This window comes from Pseudomonas putida group bacterium ESBL64 (assembly GCF_045277175.1).
GTDB classification, from domain to species: domain Bacteria; phylum Pseudomonadota; class Gammaproteobacteria; order Pseudomonadales; family Pseudomonadaceae; genus Aquipseudomonas; species Aquipseudomonas alloputida.
Genome location: NZ_CP145799.1, coordinates 980,479 through 1,006,315, shown reverse-complemented (window position 1 = coordinate 1,006,315; position 25,837 = coordinate 980,479). Strand labels below are relative to the sequence as shown.

25 protein-coding genes are annotated in these 25,837 nt (G+C 62.2%); 14 read left to right on the top strand and 11 right to left on the bottom strand.

Features of this window, described 5'->3' with window-relative positions; translation table 11 throughout:
* Positions 1 to 23 precede the first annotated feature (23 nt).
* Both ftsH and V6093_RS04535 read left to right on the top strand, forming a co-directional pair.
* Entirely contained in the window at positions 24 to 1,865 is a 1,842-nt protein-coding gene (gene ftsH / locus V6093_RS04540; protein WP_019751520.1) for an ATP-dependent zinc metalloprotease FtsH, read from the top strand.
* Between the two features lie 28 nt (positions 1,866 to 1,893).
* On the top strand, positions 1,894 to 2,319 hold the full coding sequence (locus tag V6093_RS04535; protein WP_088513168.1) for a potassium channel family protein: 426 nt from the start codon (positions 1,894 to 1,896) through the stop codon (positions 2,317 to 2,319).
* A gap of 7 nt (positions 2,320 to 2,326) precedes the next feature.
* Here the strand turns inward: V6093_RS04535 and V6093_RS04530 are convergent, their stop codons facing one another.
* The 3 genes from V6093_RS04530 to V6093_RS04520 all read right to left on the bottom strand — a co-directional run bounded on the left by V6093_RS04530 (position 2,327) and on the right by V6093_RS04520 (position 5,592).
* On the bottom strand, positions 2,327 to 4,702 hold the full coding sequence (locus V6093_RS04530) for a phosphoketolase (RefSeq protein WP_274083532.1): 2,376 nt from the start codon (positions 4,700 to 4,702) through the stop codon (positions 2,327 to 2,329).
* A gap of 33 nt (positions 4,703 to 4,735) precedes the next feature.
* Positions 4,736 to 4,912: a CBS domain-containing protein gene (locus V6093_RS04525; protein WP_019751521.1), complete on the bottom strand. Its 177-nt coding sequence runs from the start codon at positions 4,910 to 4,912 to the stop codon at positions 4,736 to 4,738.
* Between the two features lie 119 nt (positions 4,913 to 5,031).
* Positions 5,032 to 5,592, bottom strand: coding sequence for an Hsp20/alpha crystallin family protein (locus V6093_RS04520; protein WP_265979136.1), 561 nt, complete (start codon positions 5,590 to 5,592; stop codon positions 5,032 to 5,034).
* 190 nt (positions 5,593 to 5,782) lie between these two features.
* Between V6093_RS04520 and V6093_RS04515 the strand changes: the two genes are divergently transcribed.
* Positions 5,783 to 6,517, top strand: coding sequence for a hypothetical protein (locus V6093_RS04515; protein ID WP_017148343.1), 735 nt, complete (start codon positions 5,783 to 5,785; stop codon positions 6,515 to 6,517).
* Here the strand turns inward: V6093_RS04515 and V6093_RS04510 are convergent.
* Positions 6,486 to 7,217, bottom strand: coding sequence for a cyclic nucleotide-binding domain-containing protein (locus V6093_RS04510; RefSeq protein ID WP_406669717.1), 732 nt, complete (start codon positions 7,215 to 7,217; stop codon positions 6,486 to 6,488). The genes V6093_RS04515 and V6093_RS04510 overlap by 32 nt on opposite strands.
* Positions 7,218 to 7,441: 224 nt before the next feature.
* Here V6093_RS04510 and V6093_RS04505 point away from each other — a divergent pair, with 224 nt between their 5' ends.
* The gene (locus V6093_RS04505) at positions 7,442 to 8,011 is read left to right on the top strand and encodes a GNAT family N-acetyltransferase (RefSeq protein ID WP_004374572.1); all 570 of its coding nucleotides are present in this window, start codon (positions 7,442 to 7,444) and stop codon (positions 8,009 to 8,011) included.
* Positions 8,012 to 8,070: 59 nt separating this feature from the next.
* A complete protein-coding gene (locus V6093_RS04500; protein ID WP_144000130.1) occupies positions 8,071 to 9,438 on the top strand; it encodes an erythromycin esterase family protein in 1,368 nt (455 codons plus the stop codon).
* 47 nt (positions 9,439 to 9,485) lie between these two features.
* Here V6093_RS04500 and V6093_RS04495 read toward each other — a convergent pair whose 3' ends face one another.
* The 4 genes from V6093_RS04495 to V6093_RS04480 form a co-directional block, all read right to left on the bottom strand.
* Complete coding sequence (locus V6093_RS04495) at positions 9,486 to 10,178, bottom strand: phosphoribosyltransferase (RefSeq protein ID WP_004374568.1); 693 nt, start codon at positions 10,176 to 10,178, stop codon at positions 9,486 to 9,488.
* A 64-nt stretch (positions 10,179 to 10,242) separates the two neighbouring features.
* The gene (locus tag V6093_RS04490; protein WP_047602801.1) at positions 10,243 to 10,749 is read right to left on the bottom strand and encodes a hypothetical protein; all 507 of its coding nucleotides are present in this window, start codon (positions 10,747 to 10,749) and stop codon (positions 10,243 to 10,245) included.
* 158 nt (positions 10,750 to 10,907) lie between these two features.
* Positions 10,908 to 12,275, bottom strand: coding sequence for an MBL fold metallo-hydrolase RNA specificity domain-containing protein (locus tag V6093_RS04485; protein WP_004374564.1), 1,368 nt, complete (start codon positions 12,273 to 12,275; stop codon positions 10,908 to 10,910).
* Positions 12,266 to 13,192, bottom strand: coding sequence for a universal stress protein (locus V6093_RS04480; RefSeq protein ID WP_004374562.1), 927 nt, complete (start codon positions 13,190 to 13,192; stop codon positions 12,266 to 12,268). The genes V6093_RS04485 and V6093_RS04480 overlap by 10 nt, the downstream gene beginning before the upstream one ends.
* 182 nt (positions 13,193 to 13,374) lie before the next feature.
* Here V6093_RS04480 and V6093_RS04475 point away from each other — a divergent pair, with 182 nt between their 5' ends.
* The gene (locus tag V6093_RS04475) at positions 13,375 to 13,923 is read left to right on the top strand and encodes a GNAT family N-acetyltransferase (protein ID WP_047602802.1); all 549 of its coding nucleotides are present in this window, start codon (positions 13,375 to 13,377) and stop codon (positions 13,921 to 13,923) included.
* A gap of 29 nt (positions 13,924 to 13,952) precedes the next feature.
* On the opposite strand, the gene V6093_RS04470 is transcribed toward V6093_RS04475, so the two are convergent.
* Positions 13,953 to 14,879, bottom strand: a complete 927-nt coding sequence (locus V6093_RS04470; RefSeq protein WP_004577372.1) for a universal stress protein — start codon at positions 14,877 to 14,879, stop codon at positions 13,953 to 13,955.
* Between the two features lie 539 nt (positions 14,880 to 15,418).
* On the opposite strand from V6093_RS04470, the gene fnrC reads away from it, so the two are divergent.
* Both fnrC and V6093_RS04460 read left to right on the top strand, forming a co-directional pair.
* A complete protein-coding gene (gene fnrC / locus V6093_RS04465; RefSeq protein ID WP_047602803.1) occupies positions 15,419 to 16,240 on the top strand; it encodes a Crp/Fnr family transcriptional regulator FnrC in 822 nt (273 codons plus the stop codon).
* Positions 16,225 to 17,463, top strand: coding sequence for a DUF4010 domain-containing protein (locus V6093_RS04460; protein ID WP_047602804.1), 1,239 nt, complete (start codon positions 16,225 to 16,227; stop codon positions 17,461 to 17,463). Before fnrC ends, V6093_RS04460 begins: the two co-directional genes overlap by 16 nt.
* 39 nt (positions 17,464 to 17,502) lie before the next feature.
* Here V6093_RS04460 and paaX read toward each other — a convergent pair whose 3' ends face one another.
* Together paaX and paaY are read right to left on the bottom strand one after the other, a co-directional pair.
* On the bottom strand, positions 17,503 to 18,426 hold the full coding sequence (gene paaX / locus V6093_RS04455) for a phenylacetic acid degradation operon negative regulatory protein PaaX (protein WP_004374548.1): 924 nt from the start codon (positions 18,424 to 18,426) through the stop codon (positions 17,503 to 17,505).
* 77 nt (positions 18,427 to 18,503) lie between these two features.
* Positions 18,504 to 19,103 carry a phenylacetic acid degradation protein PaaY gene (gene paaY, locus V6093_RS04450; RefSeq protein WP_004374546.1) on the bottom strand — a complete coding sequence of 200 codons (600 nt, stop codon included), beginning with the start codon at positions 19,101 to 19,103 and terminating at the stop codon, positions 18,504 to 18,506.
* A 346-nt stretch (positions 19,104 to 19,449) separates the two neighbouring features.
* Between paaY and paaF the strand changes: the two genes are divergently transcribed.
* The 6 genes from paaF (at position 19,450) to paaK (ending at position 25,656) form a co-directional block, all read left to right on the top strand.
* Positions 19,450 to 20,223 (top strand): 2,3-dehydroadipyl-CoA hydratase PaaF, encoded by a 774-nt coding sequence (paaF, locus tag V6093_RS04445; protein WP_004577376.1) that lies wholly within the window; start codon positions 19,450 to 19,452, stop codon positions 20,221 to 20,223.
* Between the two features lie 34 nt (positions 20,224 to 20,257).
* A complete protein-coding gene (gene paaG, locus V6093_RS04440; protein WP_014861995.1) occupies positions 20,258 to 21,049 on the top strand; it encodes a 2-(1,2-epoxy-1,2-dihydrophenyl)acetyl-CoA isomerase PaaG in 792 nt (263 codons plus the stop codon).
* A 2-nt stretch (positions 21,050 to 21,051) separates the two neighbouring features.
* On the top strand, positions 21,052 to 22,569 hold the full coding sequence (paaH, locus tag V6093_RS04435) for a 3-hydroxyacyl-CoA dehydrogenase PaaH (RefSeq protein ID WP_265979146.1): 1,518 nt from the start codon (positions 21,052 to 21,054) through the stop codon (positions 22,567 to 22,569).
* Positions 22,562 to 23,002, top strand: a complete 441-nt coding sequence (gene paaI, locus V6093_RS04430; RefSeq protein WP_012052299.1) for a hydroxyphenylacetyl-CoA thioesterase PaaI — start codon at positions 22,562 to 22,564, stop codon at positions 23,000 to 23,002. Before paaH ends, paaI begins: the two co-directional genes overlap by 8 nt.
* On the top strand, positions 22,995 to 24,215 hold the full coding sequence (gene pcaF / locus V6093_RS04425; protein WP_265979149.1) for a 3-oxoadipyl-CoA thiolase: 1,221 nt from the start codon (positions 22,995 to 22,997) through the stop codon (positions 24,213 to 24,215). Before paaI ends, pcaF begins: the two co-directional genes overlap by 8 nt.
* Positions 24,216 to 24,336: 121 nt before the next feature.
* The gene (paaK, locus tag V6093_RS04420; RefSeq protein ID WP_004374534.1) at positions 24,337 to 25,656 is read left to right on the top strand and encodes a phenylacetate--CoA ligase PaaK; all 1,320 of its coding nucleotides are present in this window, start codon (positions 24,337 to 24,339) and stop codon (positions 25,654 to 25,656) included.
* The last annotated feature ends 181 nt before the right edge of the window (positions 25,657 to 25,837 follow it).

Below are 25,837 nucleotides of genomic sequence, written 5' to 3'. Positions count from 1 at the left end.
CGCCGCGCCGAGGACAGATGGCCATGAACAAGGATAAGCCCTGGACGCTCTACCTCCTGGCAGTTGGCCTGGCAGTGCTCGCTGCCGTGCAGTTCGGCCTGTTCAGCCAGCCGGCCGTGCAAGCCATTCCTTACAGCCAGTTCCTGCAACTACTCGATCAGCAGAAGGTCAGCGACCTGCATATCGAGCACGAGCGGATCCTCGGCAGGCTGCAGGAGCCGATCGATGGCCACTCGGTATTCTCCACCGTTCGCGTCGACCCGGCTCTGAGCGAGCAACTGGGACGCTCTGGAGTCGCGTTCTCTGGCGTCGTCGAGGACAACACGGTAGCGACCGTGATGGGCGCGTTGATGCCGCTGTTGATGATGCTGGCGCTGTGGTACTTCCTGTTTCATGGCCTGGGGCAGAAACAGGGGTTGGGCGGGTTGATGGGGGTGGGCAAGTCGCGTGCGCGGGTCTATGTCGAACACGACACCCAGGTGACTTTCGCCGACGTGGCCGGTATCGACGACGTCAAGGGCGAGCTGACCGAGATCGTGTCCTTCCTGAAAAACAAGGCGTGGTATGCGCGCCTTGGCGCCCATGTGCCCAAGGGCACGCTGCTGGTAGGCCCACCCGGCACCGGCAAGACCCTGGTCGCCAAGGCCATCGCCGGGGAAGCGGCGGTGCCATTTTTCTCGATTTCCGGCTCGGAGTTCGTGGAGATGTTCGTGGGCGTGGGTGCCGCCCGGGTGCGTGACCTGTTCGACCAGGCCCGCCAAGCGGCGCCTTGCATCATCTTCATCGATGAGCTGGATGCCCTGGGCAAGATGCGCGGCGTCGGCAGCTTTGGCGGCAATGACGAGAAAGAGCAAACCCTCAATCAGTTGCTCGCCGAGCTCGACGGCTTCGACCCACGGGAAGGCGTGGTGCTGTTGGCAGCGACCAATCGCCCGGAAGTACTGGACCCGGCGCTGCTGCGTGCCGGGCGCTTCGACCGGCAGATTCTCATCGACCGGCCCGACCGCAAGGGCCGCCTGGCGATCCTGAAAGTCCACCTGCACAAGATCATCTACAAGAACGACCTGGACTGCGAGCGGATTGCCGAGATCACCCCGGGCCTGACGGGCGCCGACCTGGCCAACCTGGTCAACGAGGCTGCCATCGTTGCCACCCGGCGGTCCAGCCAGTGGGTCGAGTTGCAGGACTTCACCGCTGCGGTCGAGCGACTGGTGGCGGGCATCGAGCGCAAAGGCAGCGTATTGCGCAGCGACGAGCGCCAAGTGGTGGCGTACCACGAAATGGGCCATGCCCTGGCCGCCAGTAGCCTGCCGGCGATGGACCCGGTGCACAAGGTGTCGATCATTCCCCGCGCCGCGGGTTCACTGGGCTACACCCTGCAACGGCCGACCGATGACCGCTACCTGATCAGCACGCAGATGCTGCGTGACCGCCTTGTCGTGCTGATGGCCGGGCGCGCCGCCGAGCACCTTGTGTTCGGCCAGGTCTCCACGGGGGCCGCCGACGACCTCGGGCGCGCCACCGATATCGCCCGCCAGCTGGTCACCCGCTTCGGCATGAGCCCGGTACTGGGCCAGGCGGTCCTTGAGCGCCAGCAAGCCGGCTATCTGGGTGACTCGCTGTTGCGTCAGGAGCGCAAGGACTACTCGGAGCAAACCGCGCGCGAGATCGACCTCGCTGTCCGCGGCTTGCTCGAAGAAGCCTATGGCCGCGCCCGGGCTTTGCTGGAGCAGCGCCGCGACGACCTGGATGCAGGCGCGCGTCTGTTGCTGGCCAAGGAGACCATCACCCCCGAAGAATTCCCGGCGTTGCAACCGCAAGCCAATGAGCCCGCCACCTATGTGCTGGTCGATGCCACGAAATGAACCGCCGATCCTGGCCAGGGTACCTGCGATGCTCTTTGTCACGCTGATCAATATGCTGGTGGTGATCCTGGTGGTGATCATTCATTACGAATGCCTGCTGCGCCTGAATGACTGGCTACCTCGGCTCAAGCTCTGGAGCCGCTTTCGCATCGTCGCAGGCGTGTTCGGCGCGCTGCTGGCCCATGCCCTGGAGGTGTGGTGTTTTGCCTTGGCCTATTACCTGATGGCCCATGCCCCAGGCTGGGGTACGCTCAGCGGCAATTTCGACGGCAGTTTCCTGGACTGCGTGTATTTTTCCTTCACCACCTACACCACCATAGGCTTCGGCGATATCGCCCCCACTGGCCACCTCAAGTACCTCACCGGCCTGCAGGCGCTGACGGGCCTGGTGCTGATCACCTGGACCGCCTCGTTCCTGTTCCTGGAAATGCAGAAGTACTGGAAGGCCAAGTAAGGCGGACTCAGGCGCGCGACGCTGATGTCCAGCGCCATTGCGCAACTTCAGGCATGTCTTCGCCATGTTCGATGAGGTAGAGCTTGTGCTTCTCCATCGTGGCCCAATAGCGGGCGCGGGCCTGTTCGAGCTGGGGCTGCAAACGTGGCACGCGCTCGAACACATCGAGCAGCAGCTGGTAGCGGTCCAGATTGTTGATGACTGCCATGTCGAATGGCGTGGTGGTTGCGCCCTCTTCGCGAAAGCCCCGGACATGAAACCGTTGCGGATTGGCGCGTTTGTAGATCAGGCGGTGGATGAGCGCCGGATAGCCGTGGAAGGCAAAGATGACCGGTCGATCTTCGGTAAACAGCCCGTTGAAATCGCTGTCGGACAGCCCGTGAGGGTGCTGTTGCGACAGTTGCAGCGCCATGAGGTCAACGACATTCACCACCCTCACACGCACGTCTGGAGCCTGCTCTTGCAGCAGTGTAACCGCCGCCAGTACCTCCAGTGTCGGCACATCGCCCGCGCAGGCAAGCACCACCTCGGGCATCTCGTCATCATGGCAGGCCCAGCCCCAGCGCCCGATACCTGATTGGCAGTGCACGGCGGCCGCTTCGCAATCGAGCCATTGCCACTCCATCTGCTTACCGGCAACGATCACATTGATGTACCCACGGCTGCGCAGGCAATGCTCAGCCACCGACAACAGGCAGTTGGCGTCAGGTGGCAGATAGATCCGCGCAAGATTGGCCTTCTTGTTTGCCAGCAGGTCGAGCAAGCCCGGGTCCTGGTGCGAGAAACCATTATGGTCCTGCCGCCAGACATGCGAAGTCAGGAGGATATTCAATGAGGCGATCGGCTTGCGCCACGGCACCTCGGCAGCTGTCTTGAGCCATTTGGCATGTTGGTTGATCATCGAATCGACGATATGGATGAAAGCTTCGTAACAGGAAAACAGGCCATGGCGGCCCGTCAGCAGGTACCCCTCAAGCCAGCCCTCGCAGATGTGCTCACTGAGGATCTCCATGACCCGCCCCTGTGCCGAAAGGTGTCTATCATCGCTGGCCCGAGCATCCAGCCACACCTTGTCGGTCACCTCAAATACCGCATCCAGACGGTTGGACGCCGTTTCGTCAGGGCCGAACAGGCGGAAATTCTGCGACGCAAGGCTGTTCTTCATGACATCGCGTACATAACCACCCAGCACTCTGGTCGCCTCGGCCCGCACCTGACCAGGGCCCGGCATCGGCACGCAGTAATCGGCGTAGTGCGGCAAATCCAGGGCCCGCAATAAGAGACCGCCGTTGGCATGGGGGTTCGCGCTCATGCGTCGCCGGCCAGTTGGGGTCAGCGCGGCCAGCTCAGGCAACAACGTACCCTGTGCGTCAAAAAGCTCATGGGGGCGGTAACTTTCCAGCCATTGTTGCAGCTGCATCAGGTGCGGCGGTTTGTCAAGGTCCGCCAACGGCAACTGATGGGACCGCCAGGTGCCCTCTACGCGTTGCCCATCCACGTACCTGGGCCCCGTCCACCCTTTGGGGGTACGAAGAATCAGCACCGGCCACAAGGGCCTGTCGACCACCTGCGGGTCTTCGGCATACCGCGCGAGGCGCTGGATCTGGCTGATCTTCTCGTAGATGACATCCAGCGTCCTGGCCAACGCGCGATGGACCTCCATCGGCTCGTCACCCTCGACAAAATACGGATCATAGCCATAGCCATACATGAGGCTGGTCAGCTCCTCCTCGCTGATCATCGACAGCACGCTGGGGTTGGCGATCTTGTAACCGTTCAGATGCAAGATGGGCAGCACCGCGCCGTCGCGGGCGGGGTTGAGGAACTTGTTGCAGTGCCAGCTGGCAGCCAGTGGCCCGGTTTCGGCCTCACCATCACCAATGACGCACGCCACGATCAGTTGCGGATTGTCCAGGGCGGCACCATAGGCATGGGCCAGCGAATAGCCCAGTTCGCCCCCTTCGTGAATGGAGCCAGGCACATGGGGGCCGACATGGCTGCCAATGCCATAAGGCCAGGAAAACTGCCGAAAGAGCCTGGCCATTCCAAGTGCGTTGCGCTCGACCGATGGGTTGAGCTCGGTGTAGGTACCGTCGAGGTATGCCTGAGCGACCAGGGCAGGACCGCCGTGGCCAGGCCCCGTGACGAACAGCACATTGAGGCTGTACTGGCGAATCAACCGGTTCAGATGGGTATAGACGAGGTTGAGCCCCGGGGACGTCCCCCAGTGGCCCAGCAGCCGCGGTTTGACATCGGCCAAGGTCAAGGGCCTGGTCAACAAGGCATTGCCCTGCAGATAGATCTGGCCAACGGTGAGGTAGTTCGCCGCCCGCCAATAGGCGTCCAGGCTTTCGAGCTCTTCAGTACCGGGGAAATCACTCATGCCAGCCTCCTTTCGTCATCGCGCACGGGGCGCTCAAAGGTCTTCGCCGCGAAGATCTTCCTCCCGCCGGCTCTGTTGACGGATCAGCAGTGACAGTTCGTACAGGTGGTCCGACAGCAGGCCCATCAGGTCGTCCGCCGTGGCGATTCCGACCAGCAGACCGAGATCATCGACGACCGGAATGCGTCGGATATTGGCGCGCCGCGGCATAGATGGAGATACCGGGTAGTGCGGTGACCACGTCCCGTTTGCAGTATTTGCCAATGGACATCATGTGCTACCTCCACAGGCGGAGCCTCCTTGCTCCTCGATGCAGTGAGGGTGGGTGATCATTTACCGCTCTTGATCGGAATCACCTTTTCCGGATGGATGGCTTCGGCGCGTTTGGGCAGGTGCACCAGCAGCACGCCCTTGTTGAACTGGGCGTTGATCTTCTCGGCGTCGACTTCACGGGGCAGTTGGAAAACCCGTTCGAAGCTGCCGTAATGGCGCTCGGACAGGTGATATGCCTTGCGTTTTTCGTCCACTTCTTCCTGTTTCTCGCCGCGGATCAACAGGTTGCCATTGACGAGCTTGATCTCGATATCCTTGTCGTCCACGCCAGGCAACTCGGCGCTGATGCGGTACTCCTCGGCAAGCTCGCTGATGTCCATGGCCGGCATGCCGTGGGTGAACAGGTCACGCCGCCAGAAAGGTTCGACATCGAACGGTGTTTGGCTGAACGGCATGCGCATCGGCCGCCGTCCAAAATCCTCGAACAGGCTGTCGATCTGACGGCGTAATTGCTGGAAGGGCCGCCACAACTCCGAAGGTTCGACGCTTGGCGGCGAAGCTTTGGTTGGCTGGGTTGTGACGGGGGTAGCAGGCACTTTCTTGGCAACTTCTGACATGGCGTCCTCCTCGAATGAGTAATGCCTCCCAGGGAGACGCTTCGATCATGCGCCGTGGGGCAGCAGCCCATTTGACCTTTATCAACAACGTGAAGTCCCTGCCGCCCGCTGATTTGATCCTGATCAAAGTGCCGGATTGCCCACGGTCTAGGCTGATTACAGCAAGTCATCCTTACAGTGCGAGGCAGTCATGGACCGCGAGGGTGCCAGCGTTCGCTTGCTCCAGACATTGCCCGGCCTGGGCATCCAGCAATTCGTGCGCCTGGCCCTTTGCAGCCAGCCATGCGGCGAGGCAATGGCTGGCCAGTACTGCGTGCTCAGTGGTCGTACCGAGTGCTGGCCGTGCAGTTACGTGACCCTACCTGGCGTGGCCGGGCAATTTATCGTCAGCACCCAGAGCGCGCAGCCCGTGGGCCGTGCGGGGGAGCTGCTCGACTATTCCGGGCCGCTTGGCAGCGCTTGGCCGTTGCCCCTACAAAGCACAAGGTTGCTGGCCATCAGTCGCGCCGACGGCCTGCTGCCGTTGTTGGGTGCGCTGGATGAGATTCGCTGCTGGCTGCCCTGGTTACAATTGCAGCTGTCACATGACGGCATTGCGGCCGAACTGCTGCCGGACGATTGTCGAACCTGGCTGTCGGCACTGTCGCCATTGTCGCGTGACTACAGCAGTGGCTGGTGGCAGACCAGGCATTTGCTGACCACTTTCCGCCCGGACACGGTGTACTGTTGCGCGCCGCCACAGGTGGCGCGCCAAGTGGCACGGTTGTGCTGGCAAACTGGCGTAGCCGCGCAGCGTATCTGGATACGCACAGACCATGTGTCACGCCCGATCTGGGTGGGGCACTCCCCCGAAAGCTGGCCTGTGCAACGCTATGACCGGGTGCTTGCCGCGCTCAAGTGGGCTCCTCCAGGCGGGTCAGGTTGACCAGGCCTTGCATGTCGATGAGCCTGACCTCGCGCCCGGCGCACAGCATGAAACCTGCATGGACGAAACGGCTGAACAGTCGGCTGACCGTTTCCTGAGTGAGGTCCAGGTAGTTGGCGATATCACCACGGGACATGGGCAGGTTGAACACATCAGCCTGCAAGCCTCGCGCCTGGTAACGCGCGGACATGCCCAGCAGGAAGATCGCCAACCGCTGTTCGGCACGCCCATGGCAGCAGCGCAGGTGCTCGTCCTTGCCCTGGATCCCCAGGCTGAGCATGTGCAGCAACTGATAGCGCAGCCCTGAAATCTGGCCGGACAGGTCCACCAGTTGGTCCAGCCTGATGGCGCAGACCAGCGAGATTTCCAGGGCAACGGCAAAGCTTCGGTAACAACTGGCACCAATAGCGTCCAGCCCGAGCATTTCCCCCGGTAGGAGAAAGCCGGTCACCCGCTCGGTGCCCTCGGCATCGAGCAGAAAATTCTTGATCGCCCCGGAGCGCAAGGCATACAAGTGCTCCATGGGTTCATTGGCCTTGAACAGGTACTCACCCCGCTTCAGCGGCCGGTTACGGCGGACAATTCGCTCCAGCTTGGCCACTTCGTCGGCACTGAGGCTGGCTGCCAGGCAAAGCCGGCTCAACGAGCACGCAAGGCACTTGACCTGGAGCTTTGCTCCCATTTCCGCAAGGCCTGACATGATGATGCCTCTGCTTTTTTGCAGGCGTGTATCTATTGAAGTTAGCGGTTCCACTAAACGTTAGCGGTCTGTCCGACCAAGGGTCGGACGCTATCCCCGGCTATACCCGCTTTTTTCTATCGGTTTGACAAGTCATGTGGGAAGCAATTGACAACTGTCAAGTCAGCGATGGGCCCGCTGCCGAAACTGAACTTCCTTGTTCATTCGACACAGAGGACATTGCCATGGCGCCCGCCGAGACTTCCCGTGAGCATAAAACGCCTTCGTTCCCAAAACCTTCGGGTGAATACTGGATCGAAGCCCTTGAAAACGGCGTTCACGTATTGATCAGGCCCTTGCAAGCCCAGGACCGAGAACGCGAAAAAGCCTTCATCGAACGGCTGTCGCCCGAATCGCGGCATTTCCGCTTCCTGTGCCAGCTCAGGGAGCCCGGTGAAGCCATGCTCGACCAGCTGATGAAGGTCGACCAGGATCGCCAGGCGGCTTACGTCGCCCTTGCCCACGTGGATGGCGAATTGCAGGAAGTGGGCATTTCCCGCTACGCCACTGCTAGCGGCAAGGACGAGTGCGAGTGTGCCGTTACCGTCATGGACAGCTGGCAGCACCATGGCTTGGGTCGCCTGCTGCTCAAGCACCTGGTCGACCATGCCCGGGCCAAGGGCTTGCGGCAGATGTATTCGGTTGATGCAGCAGCCAACCAAGCGATGCGCGAGCTGGCCAAAGCGGCGGGGTTCACCACCGTCGCTGACCCGGATGATCCCAGCCAGGTCATCCACCGGCTCTCCCTGATCTGAACCCTGGGCCGTCGCACTGACGGGTCAATGCGCGGCGGCCCGATTACGGGAGGCTCTCCATGAGCGGCCCTTCGAAGACATTGATGGAAAAACTCTACGGCAAGCAGTATCAGGTCGACACTGCCGATATTGCCCCGGTGCTTCATCAGTACGCCGAACCTTTGCCGGACCTGGATACGCCGGCATTCGCAGCGCTGTTCGACCGCTATGCTGACGCGCGCGTCATCCTGCTGGGCGAGGCAAGCCACGGCAGCAGTGAGTTCTATCGCGCCCGCGCGGCGATCACCCGGCGCCTGATCGAACAGCATGGTTTCAACATCGTTGCTGTCGAGGCTGACTGGCCGGATGCCGGGCATGTCGATCAGTACGTCCGAGGCTTGGCGCACTCGGCGTGGAAACGCCATATTTTCAGCCGTTTTCCTACCTGGATGTGGCGTAATAGCGAAGTCAAAGCCTTCGCCCAATGGCTTCACGGGCACAACCGCCTGCTGCCCACCGACCACCGCGTGGAATTCCGCGGCCTGGATGTCTACAGCCTGCGCAATTCCATCCATGAAGTCCTGGCCTATCTGGACCGGGTCGATCCGCATCTGGCCCATGAAGCCCGCCGCCGTTACGGTTGCCTGACGCCTTGGCAGGACGACCCCGCGCTGTACGGGCACTTTGTCGAGCGCGGTGGCTTCATGCCTTGTGAGCAACCGGTGATCCAGCAGTTGAATGTCATGCTCGCCGAGCAACTGTCAGGGCTTGTCCGCAATGATGAAGCCTTCTTCAACGCAACGCAGAACGCCCGTGTAATCATCGCTGCGGAACAGTACTACCGCGCCATTTACCGAGGTTCGACAGCTTCCTGGAATCTGCGCGACCGGCACATGTTCGATACCTTGCGCGCACTGCTGGAACACCGTGGTCCCCACGCCAAGGCCGTGGTCTGGGCACACAATTCACACATCGGCAATGCCGGAGCCACGGAAATGGGCTGGAAAGGCCAGTTCACCATCGGCCAGCTTTGCCGCAGCGCTTTCGGGCACGACGCGGTGCTGATCGGCATGGCCACCGACCGCGGCCAGGTGGCCGCCGCCGATGACTGGGACGGCGACATGCAGATCAAGGAAATCCGTCCTTCGCGCAGCGACAGCTGGGAGCACCAGTTCCGCCTCGCAGGCGTGCCAGCCAGCCTGAGCGACTGGCGCGACCCACAGCGCAAGGCGTTGCGCCATGTGTTGTCCACGGCGCTACTCGAACGCGCCATCGGCGTCATCTATCGCCCCGAGAGCGAACGGCTGAGCCACTACTTCGAGGCGGTGCTGGCCGAGCAGTTCGATGCGCTGCTCTGGTTCGAACAGACCCAGCCAGTGACTGCCCTGCCCTTGCCGAAACAACAGCACCTTGAGCCTGAGGACGAAACCTATCCATTTGGTGTATGAGCCTCGGCGAAGCTCTATCAGTCTGCGTGCGGATTTCAACCCTGCGCTCAGTCATGGGGGGCACTCCGGCAAAGTGCTTGCTGATCAGCTTGCCCCATGAGCGTCATGACTTCCTCGTCCGACGTCTGCGGGAAATCCTGGTACCAATAGCCAACCGAGACCATCCGCTCAGGCACACGCGGGCACACCAGCTCATCCACTTCACCGTACAGCGCTTCGAGCGTTTCTGGCGGTGCGACCGGGACGGCGACGACGATTCGCGCCGGTGACTGGGCTCGTGCAGCCTGTATCGCCGCCCTCATCGTGGCACCGGTCGCCAGGCCGTCATCAACGAGAATCACCACCTGATCCTTGAGTTGCTGGGCTGGCCGCCCTCCCCGGTAAGCCCGCTCGCGCCGCGCCAGTTCCTCGGTTTCCCTGGCAACCACGGCGTCGAACACCGCGCGATCTACCGGATAGGCCCGCAACATGTCGTCATTGAGGAAGGTTACTCCGCCGCTGGCTATCGCCCCCATGGCGAACTCGGGTTGAAACGGCATACCGAGTTTGCGCACCATCAGCAGGTCCAGGCGAACGTTGAGGGCAGTCGCGACTTCATAGGCCACCGGAACACCACCACGCGGCAGTGCAAGCACGATCACGTCGGGCCTGCCGGCATACCGGGCCAGTGGCTCTACCAGGCAACGTCCAGCCTGGGTACGGTCGACAAACACAGTTGGCAAGGCAAGATCATGGGACATGAACACCTCCCGCGCCGCGATGGGCGCCGGTCGTTTCAGCTGCCGATGGGAGCCGTTGATGGCTTCAAGGCGTGGCTGCACGCCCCACCTCGGGCAACAGGTCGAACTGCGCGAGGCAACGCTGCTCATCAGCGGGAGTCAGCGCCTTCAGGCCGCTCACTTCCTGCATGGGCGTTTCGAACAGGGCCAGGCGCAGCACCCCATTGCGCTCCAGAAAGGTCTGTGCCAGGCACGTGCACACGGGTTTGCCGACCAGCGTAGCAAGCTTGTCATCCTCAGGCACCTCCACCTGGGCCTGCAGGTTGGCCGTGCAATTTTCTACAATCTGCGCCACGGAGCGCCCCGCCAGCCACACGGTGCCAGCACCGAGTAGGACCAGGAGCAGCAACACGCTTATCAACGTGTTCGATTCCCGGGTGATTGAACGCAGCAACGCCAGCCTGGCCTGCCAACCCGTCTGCTGGCCATTGAAAATGGCCTTGCCGACCGTGCGCTTGACGCCCCGCTGCACCGCCCACCCCAGCGCGACACTCAACGCCAGCAGGCCAAGGAGTACCGCCGGATCACGCATGGGCATGCGCCAGCTAGCGCTTAAGGCGCGATAGACGGACGCGGCGACGAGTAAAGCGACGATAGTCACGATCCAACCCAGGCTGCCCCTGGGCCTGTGCAACCAGGCCCGCAGTTTCGCCCTTGCTTGTGTACTCATGATTCACCTCCCGCGCCCGGCTAGCGCACAGGGTCGATGGCAACCGTTTCCTGATACTCAGGCACGCACACCTGCCAGCCGAGTTCGAGGCTGATTCGCCGCCGTAAGGTGTCGGCAGCGTGTGGCTCACCATGAATGACATAGGTCTGACGGGGTGGCCGGGTGAACCCGCGCAACCATTCCATGATTTCATCGGCATCGGCGTGCGCAGAAAGATTCTCCATCGCATGCACCTGTGCACGGATGGGCACATCCTCGCCGTGCAACCGCACACTGTGGGCGCCCGCGACGATATCGGCACCCCGCGTCCCCCCGGCTTGAAAGCCCGAGAAGAGAATGCTGTTGCGTGGGTTGGGGGCCAGCGCCTTCAGGTGGTGAAGCACCCGTCCGCCGGTCGCCATGCCACTGGCGGCGATGATCACTGCGGGCTCGCGCAGCTGGTCCAGGTGCCTGGACTCATCGACTGTCCGGACGATGTGCGTGCCTCTGCACATGGCGGCGCACTCGGCTGCGGTCAGCCGATGTTCACTGCGGTACTGCTGGTACAAGGCGGTGGCGTCGGTGGCCATCGGGCTGTTCAGGTAGACCGGGACATCAGGGATCAACCGGTCGCGCTTGAGCGTGTACAGGTAATACATGAGCAGTTGGGCACGGCCGACGGCGAACGAGGGTACCAGGGTAATGCCGTGGCGCAGGAGCGTTTCGTTGATGACCTTGGCCAGGTACTGCTCGGTCGATTCGGCGGGATGCTGGCGGTCCCCATAGGTAGACTCGATCAACAGCACGTCCGCCGTCCTGACCAGCTCAGGCGCACGCATGATCGGATCCTGAGGGCGGCCGAGGTCACCCGAAAACAGCACGGTCTGCCCTTCGGCGCTGATCTGGACTGTGGCCGCCCCCAGAATATGTCCGGCGGTACGCAACAGTAATTCCATGCCCTCGGCGATCATGGTCACCTGATGTAACGCCACGGGCCGAAACAGTGCCAGGGCACGTTTGGCATCCTGCTCGGTATAGAGCGGTTGCGCCGGCGCATGCTTGGAGTAACCGTGGCGATTGGCATGTTCGGCCTGCTCTTCCTGCAGCCGTGCACTGTCGAGCAGGAGGATTTCCGCCAAGGCGCACGTCGCCGGCGTGGCGTAGATCGGCCCGCGGTAGCCTTCCCGAACCAGCACCGGTAGATAACCACTGTGGTCAAGGTGGGCGTGGGTCAGCACCACCGCATCAAGCGCCCGCAGCGCCGGGGGCAGTGGCTGCCAGTTGCGCAGGCGCAGTTGCTTGAAACCCTGGAAGAGTCCGCAGTCGACCAATACCCGCGTGCTGTCACGGGTCAACAGGAATTTGCTGCCGGTCACGGTGCCGGTGCCGCCAAGAAATGTCAGTTGCATGGCCAAGGCTCCCAACTTTCGGCTATTTGGGGATGAACGGCGAGCACGCTGCACGGTGGGCGGCTGACGATACGCTCGGTGGTGTCTCCCAACAGTTTGTCCAGGCCTTTGGGTTGCACCACGCCCATCACCACCGCGTCGATGTCCAGGGCCGCGACCTGTTCACGGATCACCTGTACCGGGCCTCCTTCCATGAAATGTCGGCGGTCAGGCGCGACGCCTTCGGCATCGGCCAGCGCTTCGAAAGGTTCCTGCAGTGCCTCGCGCATCTCGTCGATCCACGCCTGGGTGACATTCATGTCCGAGGCAAATACCCCTGCCAGGTTGTAGGCCGATAGCAGATGCAGGTGCGCGTCACACTGCAACGCCAGCGCCTGGGCAGCACGAACCAGACCACGATTGAAGCACGCCTGAACGGCAGGCGTCTCACTGAACGCCGTATCCACTGCGACCAGCACACGCCGCGGCAATGAGATGGCCCCCGCCGGCACGAAATGGCTGACGCCTTTGAAACCTCGCATCAGCGCACAATCCAGTGGGGTGCCGAACACGCGCACCAGGGCCGACGCGGCTTCGCTGTCCTTGATGACCATATCGGGCTGCAGTTCACTGATGTAATCGATCGCCTGGCTGCGGATATCCTCCGCATTCAGGCTGTCGCTCGTCAGCGTTATACCGCTGCCGCGATGCCGCTCGACCAATCCCGTCAACTGAGCGCGATAGTGCTCGTACTGGCGCTTGATATCGGCCTCGTTCAGCCGCTCTTCGCGCAGAAGGTGCTCCTCGCTTGGCTCGAACAAGCCCAGTACATGCACGCTGGCGCCGCTGACATGCGCCAAGGCAAGGGCTCTGCGCAAAGCGGCGGAATGCGGTTCTACCTCGGTCAGCAGCACCAGCAATTGTCGATATTGCCCCATGGTGAACCTCCGCGCTTTCGTGAGTGGGTGTGATGCTGACGATATTCCGCGCGCAGGATCGCTGCTGCTTGATGCAGATCAGAAAACCGCTACCCAGGCTGAACTTGATGATTGTCAGAACCGAAACGGCCCGCCACGTTAAAACGGCTGCACCAGGTACTGATCAAGCAACGGGAGGCGTCATGAACGGGCAGCAAACAGCACAGCCACAGACCTGCGAACACTGGGTCGAAAACCTCGAGGACGGTTCGGCGGTGCTGATCCGTCCACTGCGCGAAGAAGACCGCGAACGGGACAAGCGTTTTCTGAGCACCATCGCTTATGAATCACGGCGTTTTCGTTTCATTGCCGGGCTCAGCGGCGGCTTGCCTAGCTTGGACACGCAAGACATGCCCGTGGACTATCACCAACGCATGGCCTATGTCGCCTTGGTTCATGTAGACGGTCAATTGCAACAAATCGGCGTCAGCCGCTATGCAGGCATACCTGGTAGTCCGCGGTGCGAATGTGCAGTGGCGGTCAGCGAAGACTGGCAGCGCAAGGGGTTGGGCAAGCGCCTGATGCAACACCTGATTGAAGCCGCACGACGCAATGGCTTTCAGTGCATGGTCTCCAGGGATCTGGCCAGCAACTATGCCATGCACCGGCTGGTCAAGGCACTGGGCTTCACCTCAAGATACCCTGGCGGGGATGTGAGCGAGATCCTGCACGAACTTGACCTGCGGCCTTGAAAAAACAAGGCCCTTGCGGGCCTTGTGCTTCAGCCTTTGGAGCGTTCTGGAGAAATCACCAGCACACTGCTGGACAACCGATGCAAAACGCGCTCGGCAGTACTGCCGATGAACCAGCCGATGCCATGGTGGTGATAACTGCCCATGACCAATACGTCGATATCATTGTTATCCATGAACATGGCCAGGGCCTTTGCCGGGTCGCCGATGCGCATATGGCGGTGTTCGACGGCGATCCCGTTGCGTTCGGCAAGCTCTTGGAAGGCAGCGCTCTGAACGTCATGCAAGGTCTGGGCACGGTTCGAATCGAACAGGAACGAATGTTCCCGGCTGCCGCCGGCGTCCAGGTACATGGAACCCAGGTCGTAGGTGTACAGCAATTCGATCTGGGCATTGCACTGCAAGGTCAGCTTCAGCGCTTCGCTGATGATCTGGTCGTTGAAACCTTCAAACTGATCCTCAGGCCTGGACAGGTCCACCGCCGCCAGAATCCTGCGTGGCAACGCATGGCTGGCCTTGTGTACCAAGTGCAAGGGTATTCGCGTTTCGCGCAGCAGCTGGATATCCAGCGAGGTGAACATTGCGCGCATCCACCAAGGCTCATGCTCAAGCTCTTTGATCAGCATGGCAAACGGTTGCTCACGCAAGTGTATCAGGATCTCATTCAAGGGCTGCTGCACCCACACCACCTCGGTTGTGACGGTGACGCCATTGCGCCGCATCGGCAACGCCTGGGTTTCCAGCCATGCACGGTGCTGCTGCACGTAACCCTCGCGCATGACTGCGAGCGCTTGATCATTCACCAAGCCCGCCGTGGCAAGCCCTTCCACGTAGTCGAAAGCGACGATGTGCAGCGCCATCCCCTTGGCCTTGGCCAGCGCAGCGGCCCGGTCATAGGCCGGGGTTCGGCGCATCAGGGGGGAGGCGATCAGCAGCAGTCTTTGCGGAGTTTCCATGGCACACCTCTGAGGTTGCAATACGTAGGTAAAGCATCTGCCACCTACGTGTTGCGAACTTGATGTTTATCAACTGGAGACACCTACCGACCAGTGGCATTGCCCATGGCGCAAGAACTTGACGCGGATCAATACCTCGGGACTTCGCCGGCGCACCCTGTACCCAGATCACAGCCACTTCAGGCCCCGCAGGCGTGCCATGGCGACACCGCCCTGGGTTTCACCTGCACTGCCGGCAGGGACGCCTTCATTCTGCATTGTCTACCGATACATGCTTTGGAGGCCCTGATGAACGTTTACGTGGAGAAGAACACAGAGCAGGGACGCTGTTGGGTACACATGGATGACTGGCGGGTGGGTTTCAGGACGGCTGCCGAAGCCGAGCGGTTTGTCGAACGGCTTACAAGCCGCCTCAATGCCCCCCACTCGCGTGACATGCTTGCTGATTGGTCGCCCCATGCTGGGGTGACCGTCGGGCTCGGTGCGCGTCATGGCGCAGGGGCCCAAAGCGGCCTCCAAAATGCGAAGGAGGCCTGAAAATGCCTGGCCAGCTGAAGGTCACCCTGCTCGACTCACCCAACGCATTGTCCAAGGCAAACCCTATTCACCTGAAACCGCTGGTGAACCACTGCATGGATTGCCGGGTCAGCGGCCTGTGCCTCCCCACGGGTCTGCCGGTTGACGACAACAGCTGCCTGGGCGCGTTGATAGGCCCACGCATGCGCATTCGCAAGGGTGCCGCGCTGTTCAATGCCAACGATCCGCTGTCCATGCTCTATGCCGTACGTTGCGGCAGTTTCAAGACCAGCCTGAACACCGCCGAGGGGCAAGGCGTGGTGATCAACTTCTGGATGCCGGGCGATGTACTCGGCCTCGATGCCATTGCCACAGAGCACCATGTCTGTGACGCCATTGCCCTGGAAGACAGCGAAGTCTGCCCCGTCCCCTATCGTCGCTTGCAAACCCTGGCGCGTGAGTTTCCGGAGCTGCAGCAGAGCCTTAATCGCTTGATGAGCCGCGAGATCGTGCGTGAGCACGGGCGCGTGCTGATGCTGTGCAACCTGACAGCAGAACAGCGGCTGGCCAGCTTCCTGGTGGGGCTCTCCAGACGCTTCGTCAGCCGCGGTTACTCTGCGCATGGCTTCATGTTGCGCATGTCTCGTGAAGACATGGCTTCGTACCTGGGGTTACGCCTGGAAACCGTGTGCCGATCCGTCGCCCGTCTGCGCGCGCTGGGTATCGTCGACCTGCATGGCAGGTTGGTAGAAATTCTCGATATGCCTGCACTCATGGCACTGGAACAAGGCGGCGGGGAATGTGAGGTCAAGGTCCCGCTAAAGGCACCATGCTCGACGCCTTGAATGTTGGCCACGGCGCTGTGGCGCTGGGTATCGGCATGCTGGTGGGGCTGGAGCGCGAGCGTAAGAAGGGGCGTAACGAAGACCACGCGGCCGCCGGGCTCAGGACCTTCGCCATCACTGCATTGCTGGGCTACGTCAGCATGTTGCTGGCAGGTGCGGTGCTGGTCGCGGTTTCGAGTCTGGGCTTGGTACTGATGCTCTGCATGCACTACCGCAGACATGCCGATAAAGACCCTGAAGTGACCAGTGAAATTGCCCTGCTGCTGGTGCTGACACTCGGAGCGCTCAGCCACCATGAGCCTGAGCTCGCCGCAGCGGTGGGCGTGGTGCTCACCGTGCTGTTGGCGCTGCGACGCGAACTGCATCATTTCGTGCTGCAACAATTGAGCGAGGAAGAGTTGCGCGATGGCCTGATGTTGTCCACGGTGGCCTTGGTGGTACTGCCGCTGACACCGGACCAGTTTCTAGGCCCCTACAACATACTCAACCCGCGCACGATTTGTAACCTGGTGGTCTTGCTGATGGCCGTGGGTGCTTTAGGACACATCGTCATGCGCCTGATGGGGCCTCGCTATGGCCTGCCCTTGAGCGCGATCGCATCGGGCTTTGCTTCAAGTTCTGCCACCATTGCCCTGCTTGCGCACCGCGTCAGACAGCAAGGCGCTGCTGCCAGGCCATTTGCCGGCGCTGCCGTATTGTCCAATCTCGCCAGCATCACCCAATTTGCACTGGTGCTGAGCATCGTCGACCGTCGCTTGCTCGACCCTTTCTGGTCATCGATCGCGCTGGGGGCACTGGTCACACTCGTGTATGGCGTGCTTCTGCTAGCCCCTTGGCGTGCTGCTCATGGAGGATCCGCCACACATCCGGGCGATGGCGCGTTCAGTCTCTGGACAGCACTGGCGATCACCGCTGCGATAACCGGCATCGCCTTGTTCTCGGCATTTCTGCTTCAGCTTCTGGGCCCCAATGGCGTCAATCTCGCGGCTTTCGTCGGCGGCCTGGCCGATGCTCATGCGGCCACGGCCTCGATCGCCTCGTTGGTCGCTGCCGGACGAATCAGCGCGAATGAAATCGTCATACCGGGGTTGCTCGCATTGACGGGGAACACATTGAGCAAATGTGTTCTGGCCTTGAGCAACGGAGGTTTCAGCTTTTCGCGATACCTCATTCCAGGGCAACTGCTCATCCTGGGGGCAATGTGGTTGGGGTTGCTCCTGTAAGGACACAAGAACTGCCTGCTGGTAGTAGGTGACTTACCCTCAAGCCAACCCGCCAAAACGCTTGTAGAAACTCTCACTCACATCCGGCAATGGGCCATCTGCTGTTTCCAGTGCTGCATTCAACCATTCTTCGGCTTTGGCAAACACCAGTCGGTAGAGGTTACGGCACAACTGCCGCGCAGCCCTTCCCTCCCAGTCCCCTGGCAGCAGTTCGTCAGGCAGTTGCGGGTCGCGCAGCAGCAGGCGGCGGTACTCGTGAATCAGCAGCGTGCGTGCCAGGAAGCAATCTTGAGCATCCAGCAACGGCTGCTCTTTCAAACCTTGCCACAGCGGCCTGAACAGCTGGATAAACTCGCTGTATTGCTGCCCCAGTTCGTCGATACGCCAGCTTTCCCGCACCTGGGCGCGCATCGCCTTGGACGCGAGCACCTCCTGGGTGTGGGTGTCGAAGACGATACTGTCGTCGCCGGCCTCAAGATCACGCAACGTGGCCACCAGGTCGGCACGGTCTGCCCGTGGGCAACCTAGCAGGTTCGGCGCCATGACACCAAACCCCTGCCACTCCAGCTCTTCACGCACGGCCTTGCGTTTACCCGCCTCGAGTTGCGACAGCAACACCAGCGTCCAGGCCCCGTCCCAGGCTGGCTGGCTTGGGCTATAGACGCGCTTGAAGGCTTTTTCGAAACGCCGACGGCCAGTGCCTGTCAGGCTGTAATAACTGCGTCGACCCACCTTTTCTGCAGTGAGCCAACCTTCTTTGGTCAGGCGAAAGATCGACGTGCGAATCAGCCGTTCATTGATGCCGATCGGTTCCAGCAGGTTGATCAGGCTACCGAGCCAGACTGTACCGCCGTGCGGCTCGATGGCATCGCCGTACAACGTGATGATCAGGGAACTGGCGCGGATCGGCGTCTGTTCCTGAAAACGGGTGATCAAGTGGTTCAGTGGGGCAAGAGTGCTCATGGGCGAACTGTGCGCGGATAAAGCACCGACTATACCTGTGCGGTGGGCCGCCTGGCCATTGCGTGTCGCTGCCAGGCTCATGCGCTCGCCTGGCCCTTGGGCCTGACCCCGGTGTCTTCCATGCGCGGGCGTCCCGGCTCTGCCTCGGCCAGCGGCGGGCATTCGACCATGCTGTTCATGCAGCGCTGCGCCAGGTGCTGGTACTCCGCCGTCCCGCGCTGTTTCCAGGCCAGCTCCTGATCGGTCAGTGGGCGTTTGACCTGGGCTGGCGACCCCATCACCAGGCTCTGCGCCGCGCATTCGAAGCCTGCCTTGACGAAGGCAGTGGCCGCGACAATGCAACGTGGTGCTACATGGGCGCCATCCATCACCACGGCGTTCATGCCGACCAACGCGTCTTCGCCCACTCGGCAGCCGTGCAGCACGGCGCCATGGCCGATGTGCCCGTTACGCTCTACTACGGTGTCGCCCCCCGGGAAACCGTGCATCACGCAGGTGTCCTGCAAGTTGGCGCCCTCCTCCAGCACGATGCGGCCGAAATCGCCCCTGAGTGATGCCAGTGGGCCGATGTAGCAGCGGGGGCCGACGATGACGTCGCCGATCAGGACTGCACTGGGGTGCACGTAGGCTGTCGGGTGAACCACGGGCGTCAGGCCGTCCAGTCGATAGCAAGGCATGGCAACACTCCTGAAATGATTTGAAATGTCAGTCGATCTTGTATCAGAAGCTGTTTGGTCGTCAATCGTGTATCACATGTGTTGAGTTAATTCTGCCCGTTAAAAACCTGCTTTAAATACTCGAAAACGCCTAGATTAAACGATTCCTCTGTAAGCATTGCACTGGAGCTGTGATCACTGGAAAACAAAAAAGAGATACGCGAAAACATTTTGAAACTTGCATTCCTGTATCGCATGGAGCATATACTGACCTCACCTGGTCGTGATCCCGCATTACGCCCCTGCAAACAATTCCAAAAAATGCCGGCCACGCGATGTGCCGTGCGTGCAGCCAGAGGAACCCGACATGCCGCGATATATCGATGTGCAGGCGCCCGAACACGGCGTTCAGCTCATTACCCTGCAACGGCCCGAGGCCTTGAATGCCCTGTGCACCGAGCTACTGGCAGAACTGGCTGCTGCGCTGCAGGCTGCCGGGGACGACGAGCATGTCCGGGCCACAGTGATTACCGGCAGTGCCAAAGCATTCGCCGCAGGCGCCGACATCCGCGAGATGGCCGATCGCGACCTGGTCGGCATCCTCAATGACCCGCGCGTAGCGCATTGGCAAAGCATCGCCGCATTCGCCAAACCGCTGATTGCCGCAGTCAACGGCTATGCCCTGGGTGGCGGCTGCGAACTGGCAATGTGCGCCGACATCGTCATCGCCGGTACCGACGCCCGTTTCGGCCAGCCGGAAATCAACCTTGGCATCATCCCCGGTGCTGGCGGCACCCAGCGCCTGTTACGTGCCGTCGGTAAGCCGTTGGCCATGCAGATGGTGCTGACGGGGGAAGCCATCACTGCCCACCGCGCCCAGCAGGCCGGCCTGGTCAGCGAAATCACCCAGCCCGAACTCACCGTAGAACGCGCCATGCAGGTTGCCCGCAGCATCGCCGCCAAAGCGCCGCTGGCCGTGCGCCTGGCCAAGGAGGCGTTACTGAAGGCCGGTGATACCGACCTGGCCAGCGGCCTGCGCTTCGAGCGCCATGCCTTCACCCTGCTGGCGGGCACCGCCGACCGCGATGAAGGCATCCGCGCCTTCCAGGAAAAGCGTCAAGCCCGTTTCCAGGGGCGCTGACCATCATTCTCTCGACTGACGGAGCGAGCCTGTCATGACTTTCCAGCACATCCTGTTTTCCATCGAGGACGGCGTTGCCTTCCTTTCATTGAACCGCCCCGAGCAGCTGAACAGCTTCAATACGGCCATGCATCTGGAGGTGCGCGAAGCGCTCAAGCAAGTGCGCCAAAGCAGTAACGCCCGGGTGCTGCTGCTGACGGCTGAAGGCCGCGGCTTCTGCGCCGGGCAGGACCTGTCCGACCGCAACGTTGCCCCAGGCGCCGAAATGCCGGACCTGGGCCAATCGATCGACAAGTTCTACAACCCGCTGGTACGCACCCTGCGCGACCTGCCTTTGCCGGTGATCTGTGCGGTCAACGGCGTGGCGGCCGGTGCCGGTGCCAACATTCCCTTGGCCTGCGACCTGGTGCTGGCCGCCCGCTCGGCCAGTTTCATCCAGGCCTTCTGCAAGATCGGCCTGGTGCCGGACTCCGGCGGTACCTGGCTGCTGCCGCGCTTGGTCGGCATGGCCCGGGCCAAGGCGCTGGCCATGCTGGGCGAGCGCCTTGGCGCCGAACAGGCCGAGCAATGGGGGTTGATCCACCGTGTGGTGGATGATGCCGCGCTGCGTGACGAAGCCCTCACCCTCGCCCGCCAGCTCGCCGCCCAGCCCACCTACGGCCTGGCACTGATCAAGCGCAGCCTCAATGCCAGTTTCGACAACGGTTTTGAGGCGCAGCTGGAGCTGGAGCGCGACCTGCAGCGCCTGGCCGGGCGCAGCGAGGACTACCGCGAAGGCGTGAGCGCCTTCATGAACAAGCGCACGCCAGCCTTCAAGGGGCGCTGAACATGGGCGCACTCGCAAGCAATGTGCAGGTGGCGGTGATCGGTGCCGGCGCCATGGGCGCCGGTATCGCCCAGGTCGCGGCCCAGGCCGGCCACCCCGTCAAGCTCTACGACAACCGCCCGGGTGCTGCCGCCCAGGCGGTGACGGGTATCGATCGCCAACTGGCCCGGCTGGTGGACAAAGGAACGTTGCTGGCCGCTGAACGCGAAGCGATCAATGCCCGCCTGTGCCCGGTCGATACACTCGACGCCTTGGCAGATGCCGGACTGGTCATTGAAGCCATCGTCGAAAACCTGCAGGTGAAGCAGGCGTTGTTCAGCCAGCTCGAAACCCTGTGCGCAGCCGACTGTATCCTTGCCAGCAACACTTCGTCACTGTCCATCACCAGCCTCGCCGCTGGCCTTGAACGCCCGCAGCACGTGGTTGGTATGCACTTTTTCAACCCGGCACCGCTGATGGCGCTGGTCGAGGTGGTGTCGGGCCTGGCAACCGACCCGGCAGTGGCCGCACGCATCTATGCCACTGCCCAGGCCTGGGGCAAGCAGCCGGTACATGCACGCTCTACACCGGGTTTCATCGTCAACCGTGTAGCGCGGCCGTTCTATGCCGAAAGCCTGCGCCTGATGCAGGAAGGTGCCGCCGATTGCGCCAGCCTGGATGCGCTGATGCGTGACGCTGGCGGCTTCCGCATGGGGGCGTTCGAGCTGACCGACCTGATTGGCCATGACGTCAATTACGCTGTCACCTGTTCAGTATTCGAAGCTTTCTATGGCGATTTCCGCTTCCAGCCTTCGCTGGTGCAGAAGGAACTGGTGGACGCCGGTCGCCTGGGCCGCAAGACCGGCCAAGGCTTCTATCGCTATGCCGAAGGCGTCGAGCGCCCGCAGCCGGCCGAACTGCACAGTTCCGCCTGCGCAGAGGCCTGCGTTGTCGAGGGCAACCTGGGGGTGATGCAGCCGCTGGTCGAGCGCCTTCGCCAAAGCGGCATTGCCGTGACCCAGCGCGCCGGTAGTGGCTTGATCCAGGTGGGCGACGCCACCCTGGCACTGTCCGATGGCCGCCTGGCCAGCCAGCGCGCCCGCGAAGACGGCCTGCGCAACCTTGTGCTGCTCGACCTGGCGCTGGACTACAGCAGCGCCACCCGCCTTGCCATCAGTTGGTCCGCCGACACCACTAACAGCGCCCGCGACCACGCCGTAGCCTTGCTGCAGCGTGCCGGCCTGAAAGTGACCGGTGTCGCCGACCTGCCCGGCCTGGTGGTACTGCGCACCGTGGCAATGCTCGCCAACGAGGCCGCCGATGCGGTGCTTCAGGGCGTCGGCAGCGCCGCCGACATCGACCTGGCCATGCGCGCCGGCGTCAATTACCCCCGCGGCCCGCTGGCCTGGGCCGCAGACATCGGCCTTGCCCACACCCTGGCCGTGCTCGACAACCTGCAGCGCAGCTACGGCGAGAGCCGCTACCGCCCTTCCCTGCTGTTACGTCGCTGCGAAGCCAAAGGAGGCACCCTGCATGACTGAAGTGGAACTGGCACAAGCCTGTGCCGACGCCATGTACGCCCGCGACCCGGCCACTCAGGGCCTGGGCATCAGCCTGCTGGATGCCGGCCCAGGCCGGGCCAGCCTGCGCATGGCGGTACGTGCCGACATGATCCAGGGGCATGGCACCTGCCATGGCGGTTTCCTGTTCGCGTTGGCCGATTCGGCGTTCGCCTTCGCCTGCAATAGCTACGACCAGGCCACGGTGGCGCTGGGCTGCACCATCGACTACCTGGCCCCGGCGCTGCGCGATGACGTGCTCACCGCCCACGCCAGCGAAGTCAGCCGCAAAGGCCGCACCGGCCTGTACGACGTGCGCATCGACAACCAGCGCGGTGAGCTGGTGGCGATGTTCCATGGCAAATCCTACAAAGTGCGCGGCACCGTGCTGGCGCAGGAGACGCAAGATGAATGAACCGACCCACGCCGATGCCTTGATCATCGACGCCGTGCGTACCCCCATTGGCCGCTATGCCGGGGCCCTGAGCAGCGTGCGCGCCGACGACCTGGCGGCCATCCCGCTCAAAGCCTTGATCCATCGCCACCCCGAACTGGACTGGAAAGCCATTGATGACGTTATCTTCGGCTGTGCCAACCAGGCCGGCGAAGACAACCGCAACGTGGCCCACATGGCGAGCCTGCTGGCCGGGCTGCCACTCGAAGTACCAGGGACCACGATCAACCGCCTGTGCGGTTCCGGCCTGGATGCCATCGGCAATGCGGCACGTGCCCTGCGCTGCGGTGAAGCGGGGCTCATGCTGGCCGGTGGTGTAGAGTCCATGTCGCGTGCGCCGTTTGTGATGGGTAAGTCGGAGCAGGCATTCGGGCGTGCAGCCGAGCTGTTCGACACCACCATCGGCTGGCGTTTCGTCAACCCGCTGATGAAGGCCGCCTACGGCATCGATTCGATGCCGGAAACGGCTGAAAACGTGGCCGAACAGTTCGGCATCTCGCGCGCCGACCAGGATGCCTTTGCCCTGCGCAGCCAGCACAAGGCAGCAGCAGCTCAGGCCCGCGGCCGCCTGGCGCGGGAAATCGTGCCGGTCGAAATCCCGCAGCGTAAAGGCCCGGTCAAAGTGGTCGAGCATGACGAGCACCCGCGCGGCGACACCACGCTGGAGCAGCTGGCTCGGCTCGGGACGCCGTTTCGTGAAGGCGGCAGCGTAACGGCGGGTAATGCCTCCGGTGTGAATGACGGCGCTTGCGCCCTGCTGCTGGCCAGCAGCGCCGCGGCCCGCCGCCATGGCCTGAAGGCGCGCGGGCGCATCGTCGGCATGGCGGTGGGCGGGGTTGAGCCCAGGCTGATGGGCATCGGTCCGGTGCCTGCGACCCGCAAGGTGCTGGCGCTCACCGGCCTGGCACTGGATGACCTGGACGTCATCGAACTCAACGAGGCCTTTGCCGCCCAGGGGCTGGCCGTGTTGCGCGAGCTGGGCCTGGCCGACGACGACCCGCGAGTCAACCGCAACGGCGGCGCCATCGCCCTGGGCCATCCCCTGGGCATGAGCGGTGCCCGGTTGGTGACCACAGCCTTGCACGAGCTTGAAGAAACGGCCGGCCGCTACGCCCTGTGCACCATGTGCATCGGCGTAGGCCAAGGCATCGCCATGATCATCGAGCGCCTCTGAGCGGTTCAGACCCTGCGCTTGTTACCGAACTGAACGCAGCCGTATATGCTGCCTCCATGACACTCACCGCGTGGCCTGCAACCGCTGGCGCGCGGCGTACAAGAACAATTCGAGTGAAGCCATGAACATGTACCATGATGCCGATCGTGCCCTGCTGGACCCGATGGAAACCGCCAGCGTCGACGCCCTGCGCCAGCACCAGCTGGAGCGTCTGCGTTGGAGCCTGAAGCACGCCTACGACAATGTGCCGCTGTACCGCCAGCGCTTTGCCGAGTGCGGCGCCCACCCCGATGACCTCAAGTGCCTGGAAGACCTGGCGAAGTTCCCCTTCACCGGCAAGAACGACCTGCGCGACAACTACCCCTACGGCATGTTTGCCGTGCCCCAGGAAGAAGTGGTACGCCTGCATGCCTCCAGTGGCACCACCGGCAAGCCGACGGTGGTCGGCTACACCCAGAACGATATCGACACCTGGGCCAATGTGGTTGCCCGTTCGATTCGTGCGGCCGGCGGGCGCAAAGGTGACAAGGTGCATGTGTCCTACGGTTACGGGCTGTTCACCGGCGGGCTCGGCGCGCACTACGGTGCCGAACGCCTGGGCTGCACCGTGATCCCCATGTCCGGTGGGCAGACCGAAAAGCAGGTGCAGCTGATTCGCGACTTCCAGCCCGACATCATCATGGTCACCCCGTCCTACATGCTCAACCTGGCTGATGAAATCGAGCGCCAGGGTATCGACCCCCACCACCTCAAGCTGCGCCTGGGCATTTTTGGTGCCGAGCCGTGGACCGACGAGCTGCGCCGTTCAATTGAGCAGCGTCTGGGCATCAATGCCCTCGATATCTATGGCCTCTCGGAGATCATGGGCCCCGGCGTGGCGATGGAGTGCATCGAGACCAAAGACGGCCCGACCATCTGGGAAGACCACTTCTATCCCGAGATCATCGACCCTGCCACCGGCGAGGTACTGCCGGATGGCCAGCTGGGCGAGCTGGTGTTCACCTCGCTGAGCAAAGAGGCATTGCCGATGGTGCGCTACCGCACTCGCGACCTCACCCGGCTGCTGCCCGGCACCGCTCGGCCAATGCGGCGGATCGGCAAGATCACCGGTCGCAGTGACGACATGCTGATCATTCGCGGGGTCAATGTGTTCCCGACCCAGATCGAGGAACAGGTCCTAAAAATAAAACAGCTTTCAGAGCTGTATGAGATCCATTTGTATCGCAATGGAAACCTGGACAGTGTCCAAGTGCATGTGGAACTGCGCGCAGAGTGCCAGCACCTTGACGAAGGCCAGCGCAAGCTGGTCGTCGGGGAGTTGACCAAACAGATCAAGACTTACATCGGCATCAGCACCCAGGTGCACCTGCAACCCTGCGGCACGCTCAAGCGCTCCGAGGGCAAGGCGTGCCATGTGTTCGACAAACGGTTGGCCAGCTGACCCAATCGGCTGCCATTTCGGCCCCGGCATTGCCCGGGGCCTTTTTTTTGCCTGCGTTCCCTCGGGCACGCGCTGATGCAGGCGCAGCCTTGTGCCGAGAGTGGGCTGCAACAGCCCCTTGGACGGCAATGCGATACACAAATCTTACTTGATACACATAAATGTGTTTGACGTTGTGTTT

Coding starts and splice junctions, on each gene's coding strand:
- ftsH (WP_019751520.1), top strand. CDS start 24: ATGAACAAGGATAAGCCCTGGACGCTCTACCTCCTGGCAGTTGGCCTG.
- V6093_RS04535 (WP_088513168.1), top strand. CDS start 1,894: ATGCTCTTTGTCACGCTGATCAATATGCTGGTGGTGATCCTGGTGGTG.
- V6093_RS04530 (WP_274083532.1), bottom strand. CDS start 4,702: ATGAGTGATTTCCCCGGTACTGAAGAGCTCGAAAGCCTGGACGCCTAT.
- V6093_RS04525 (WP_019751521.1), bottom strand. CDS start 4,912: ATGCCGCGGCGCGCCAATATCCGACGCATTCCGGTCGTCGATGATCTC.
- V6093_RS04520 (WP_265979136.1), bottom strand. CDS start 5,592: ATGTCAGAAGTTGCCAAGAAAGTGCCTGCTACCCCCGTCACAACCCAG.
- V6093_RS04515 (WP_017148343.1), top strand. CDS start 5,783: ATGGACCGCGAGGGTGCCAGCGTTCGCTTGCTCCAGACATTGCCCGGC.
- V6093_RS04510 (WP_406669717.1), bottom strand. CDS start 7,217: ATGTCAGGCCTTGCGGAAATGGGAGCAAAGCTCCAGGTCAAGTGCCTT.
- V6093_RS04505 (WP_004374572.1), top strand. CDS start 7,442: ATGGCGCCCGCCGAGACTTCCCGTGAGCATAAAACGCCTTCGTTCCCA.
- V6093_RS04500 (WP_144000130.1), top strand. CDS start 8,071: ATGAGCGGCCCTTCGAAGACATTGATGGAAAAACTCTACGGCAAGCAG.
- V6093_RS04495 (WP_004374568.1), bottom strand. CDS start 10,178: ATGTCCCATGATCTTGCCTTGCCAACTGTGTTTGTCGACCGTACCCAG.
- V6093_RS04490 (WP_047602801.1), bottom strand. CDS start 10,749: ATGCGTGATCCGGCGGTACTCCTTGGCCTGCTGGCGTTGAGTGTCGCG.
- V6093_RS04485 (WP_004374564.1), bottom strand. CDS start 12,275: ATGCAACTGACATTTCTTGGCGGCACCGGCACCGTGACCGGCAGCAAA.
- V6093_RS04480 (WP_004374562.1), bottom strand. CDS start 13,192: ATGGGGCAATATCGACAATTGCTGGTGCTGCTGACCGAGGTAGAACCG.
- V6093_RS04475 (WP_047602802.1), top strand. CDS start 13,375: ATGAACGGGCAGCAAACAGCACAGCCACAGACCTGCGAACACTGGGTC.
- V6093_RS04470 (WP_004577372.1), bottom strand. CDS start 14,879: ATGGAAACTCCGCAAAGACTGCTGCTGATCGCCTCCCCCCTGATGCGC.
- fnrC (WP_047602803.1), top strand. CDS start 15,419: ATGCCTGGCCAGCTGAAGGTCACCCTGCTCGACTCACCCAACGCATTG.
- V6093_RS04460 (WP_047602804.1), top strand. CDS start 16,225: ATGCTCGACGCCTTGAATGTTGGCCACGGCGCTGTGGCGCTGGGTATC.
- paaX (WP_004374548.1), bottom strand. CDS start 18,426: ATGAGCACTCTTGCCCCACTGAACCACTTGATCACCCGTTTTCAGGAA.
- paaY (WP_004374546.1), bottom strand. CDS start 19,103: ATGCCTTGCTATCGACTGGACGGCCTGACGCCCGTGGTTCACCCGACA.
- paaF (WP_004577376.1), top strand. CDS start 19,450: ATGCCGCGATATATCGATGTGCAGGCGCCCGAACACGGCGTTCAGCTC.
- paaG (WP_014861995.1), top strand. CDS start 20,258: ATGACTTTCCAGCACATCCTGTTTTCCATCGAGGACGGCGTTGCCTTC.
- paaH (WP_265979146.1), top strand. CDS start 21,052: ATGGGCGCACTCGCAAGCAATGTGCAGGTGGCGGTGATCGGTGCCGGC.
- paaI (WP_012052299.1), top strand. CDS start 22,562: ATGACTGAAGTGGAACTGGCACAAGCCTGTGCCGACGCCATGTACGCC.
- pcaF (WP_265979149.1), top strand. CDS start 22,995: ATGAATGAACCGACCCACGCCGATGCCTTGATCATCGACGCCGTGCGT.
- paaK (WP_004374534.1), top strand. CDS start 24,337: ATGAACATGTACCATGATGCCGATCGTGCCCTGCTGGACCCGATGGAA.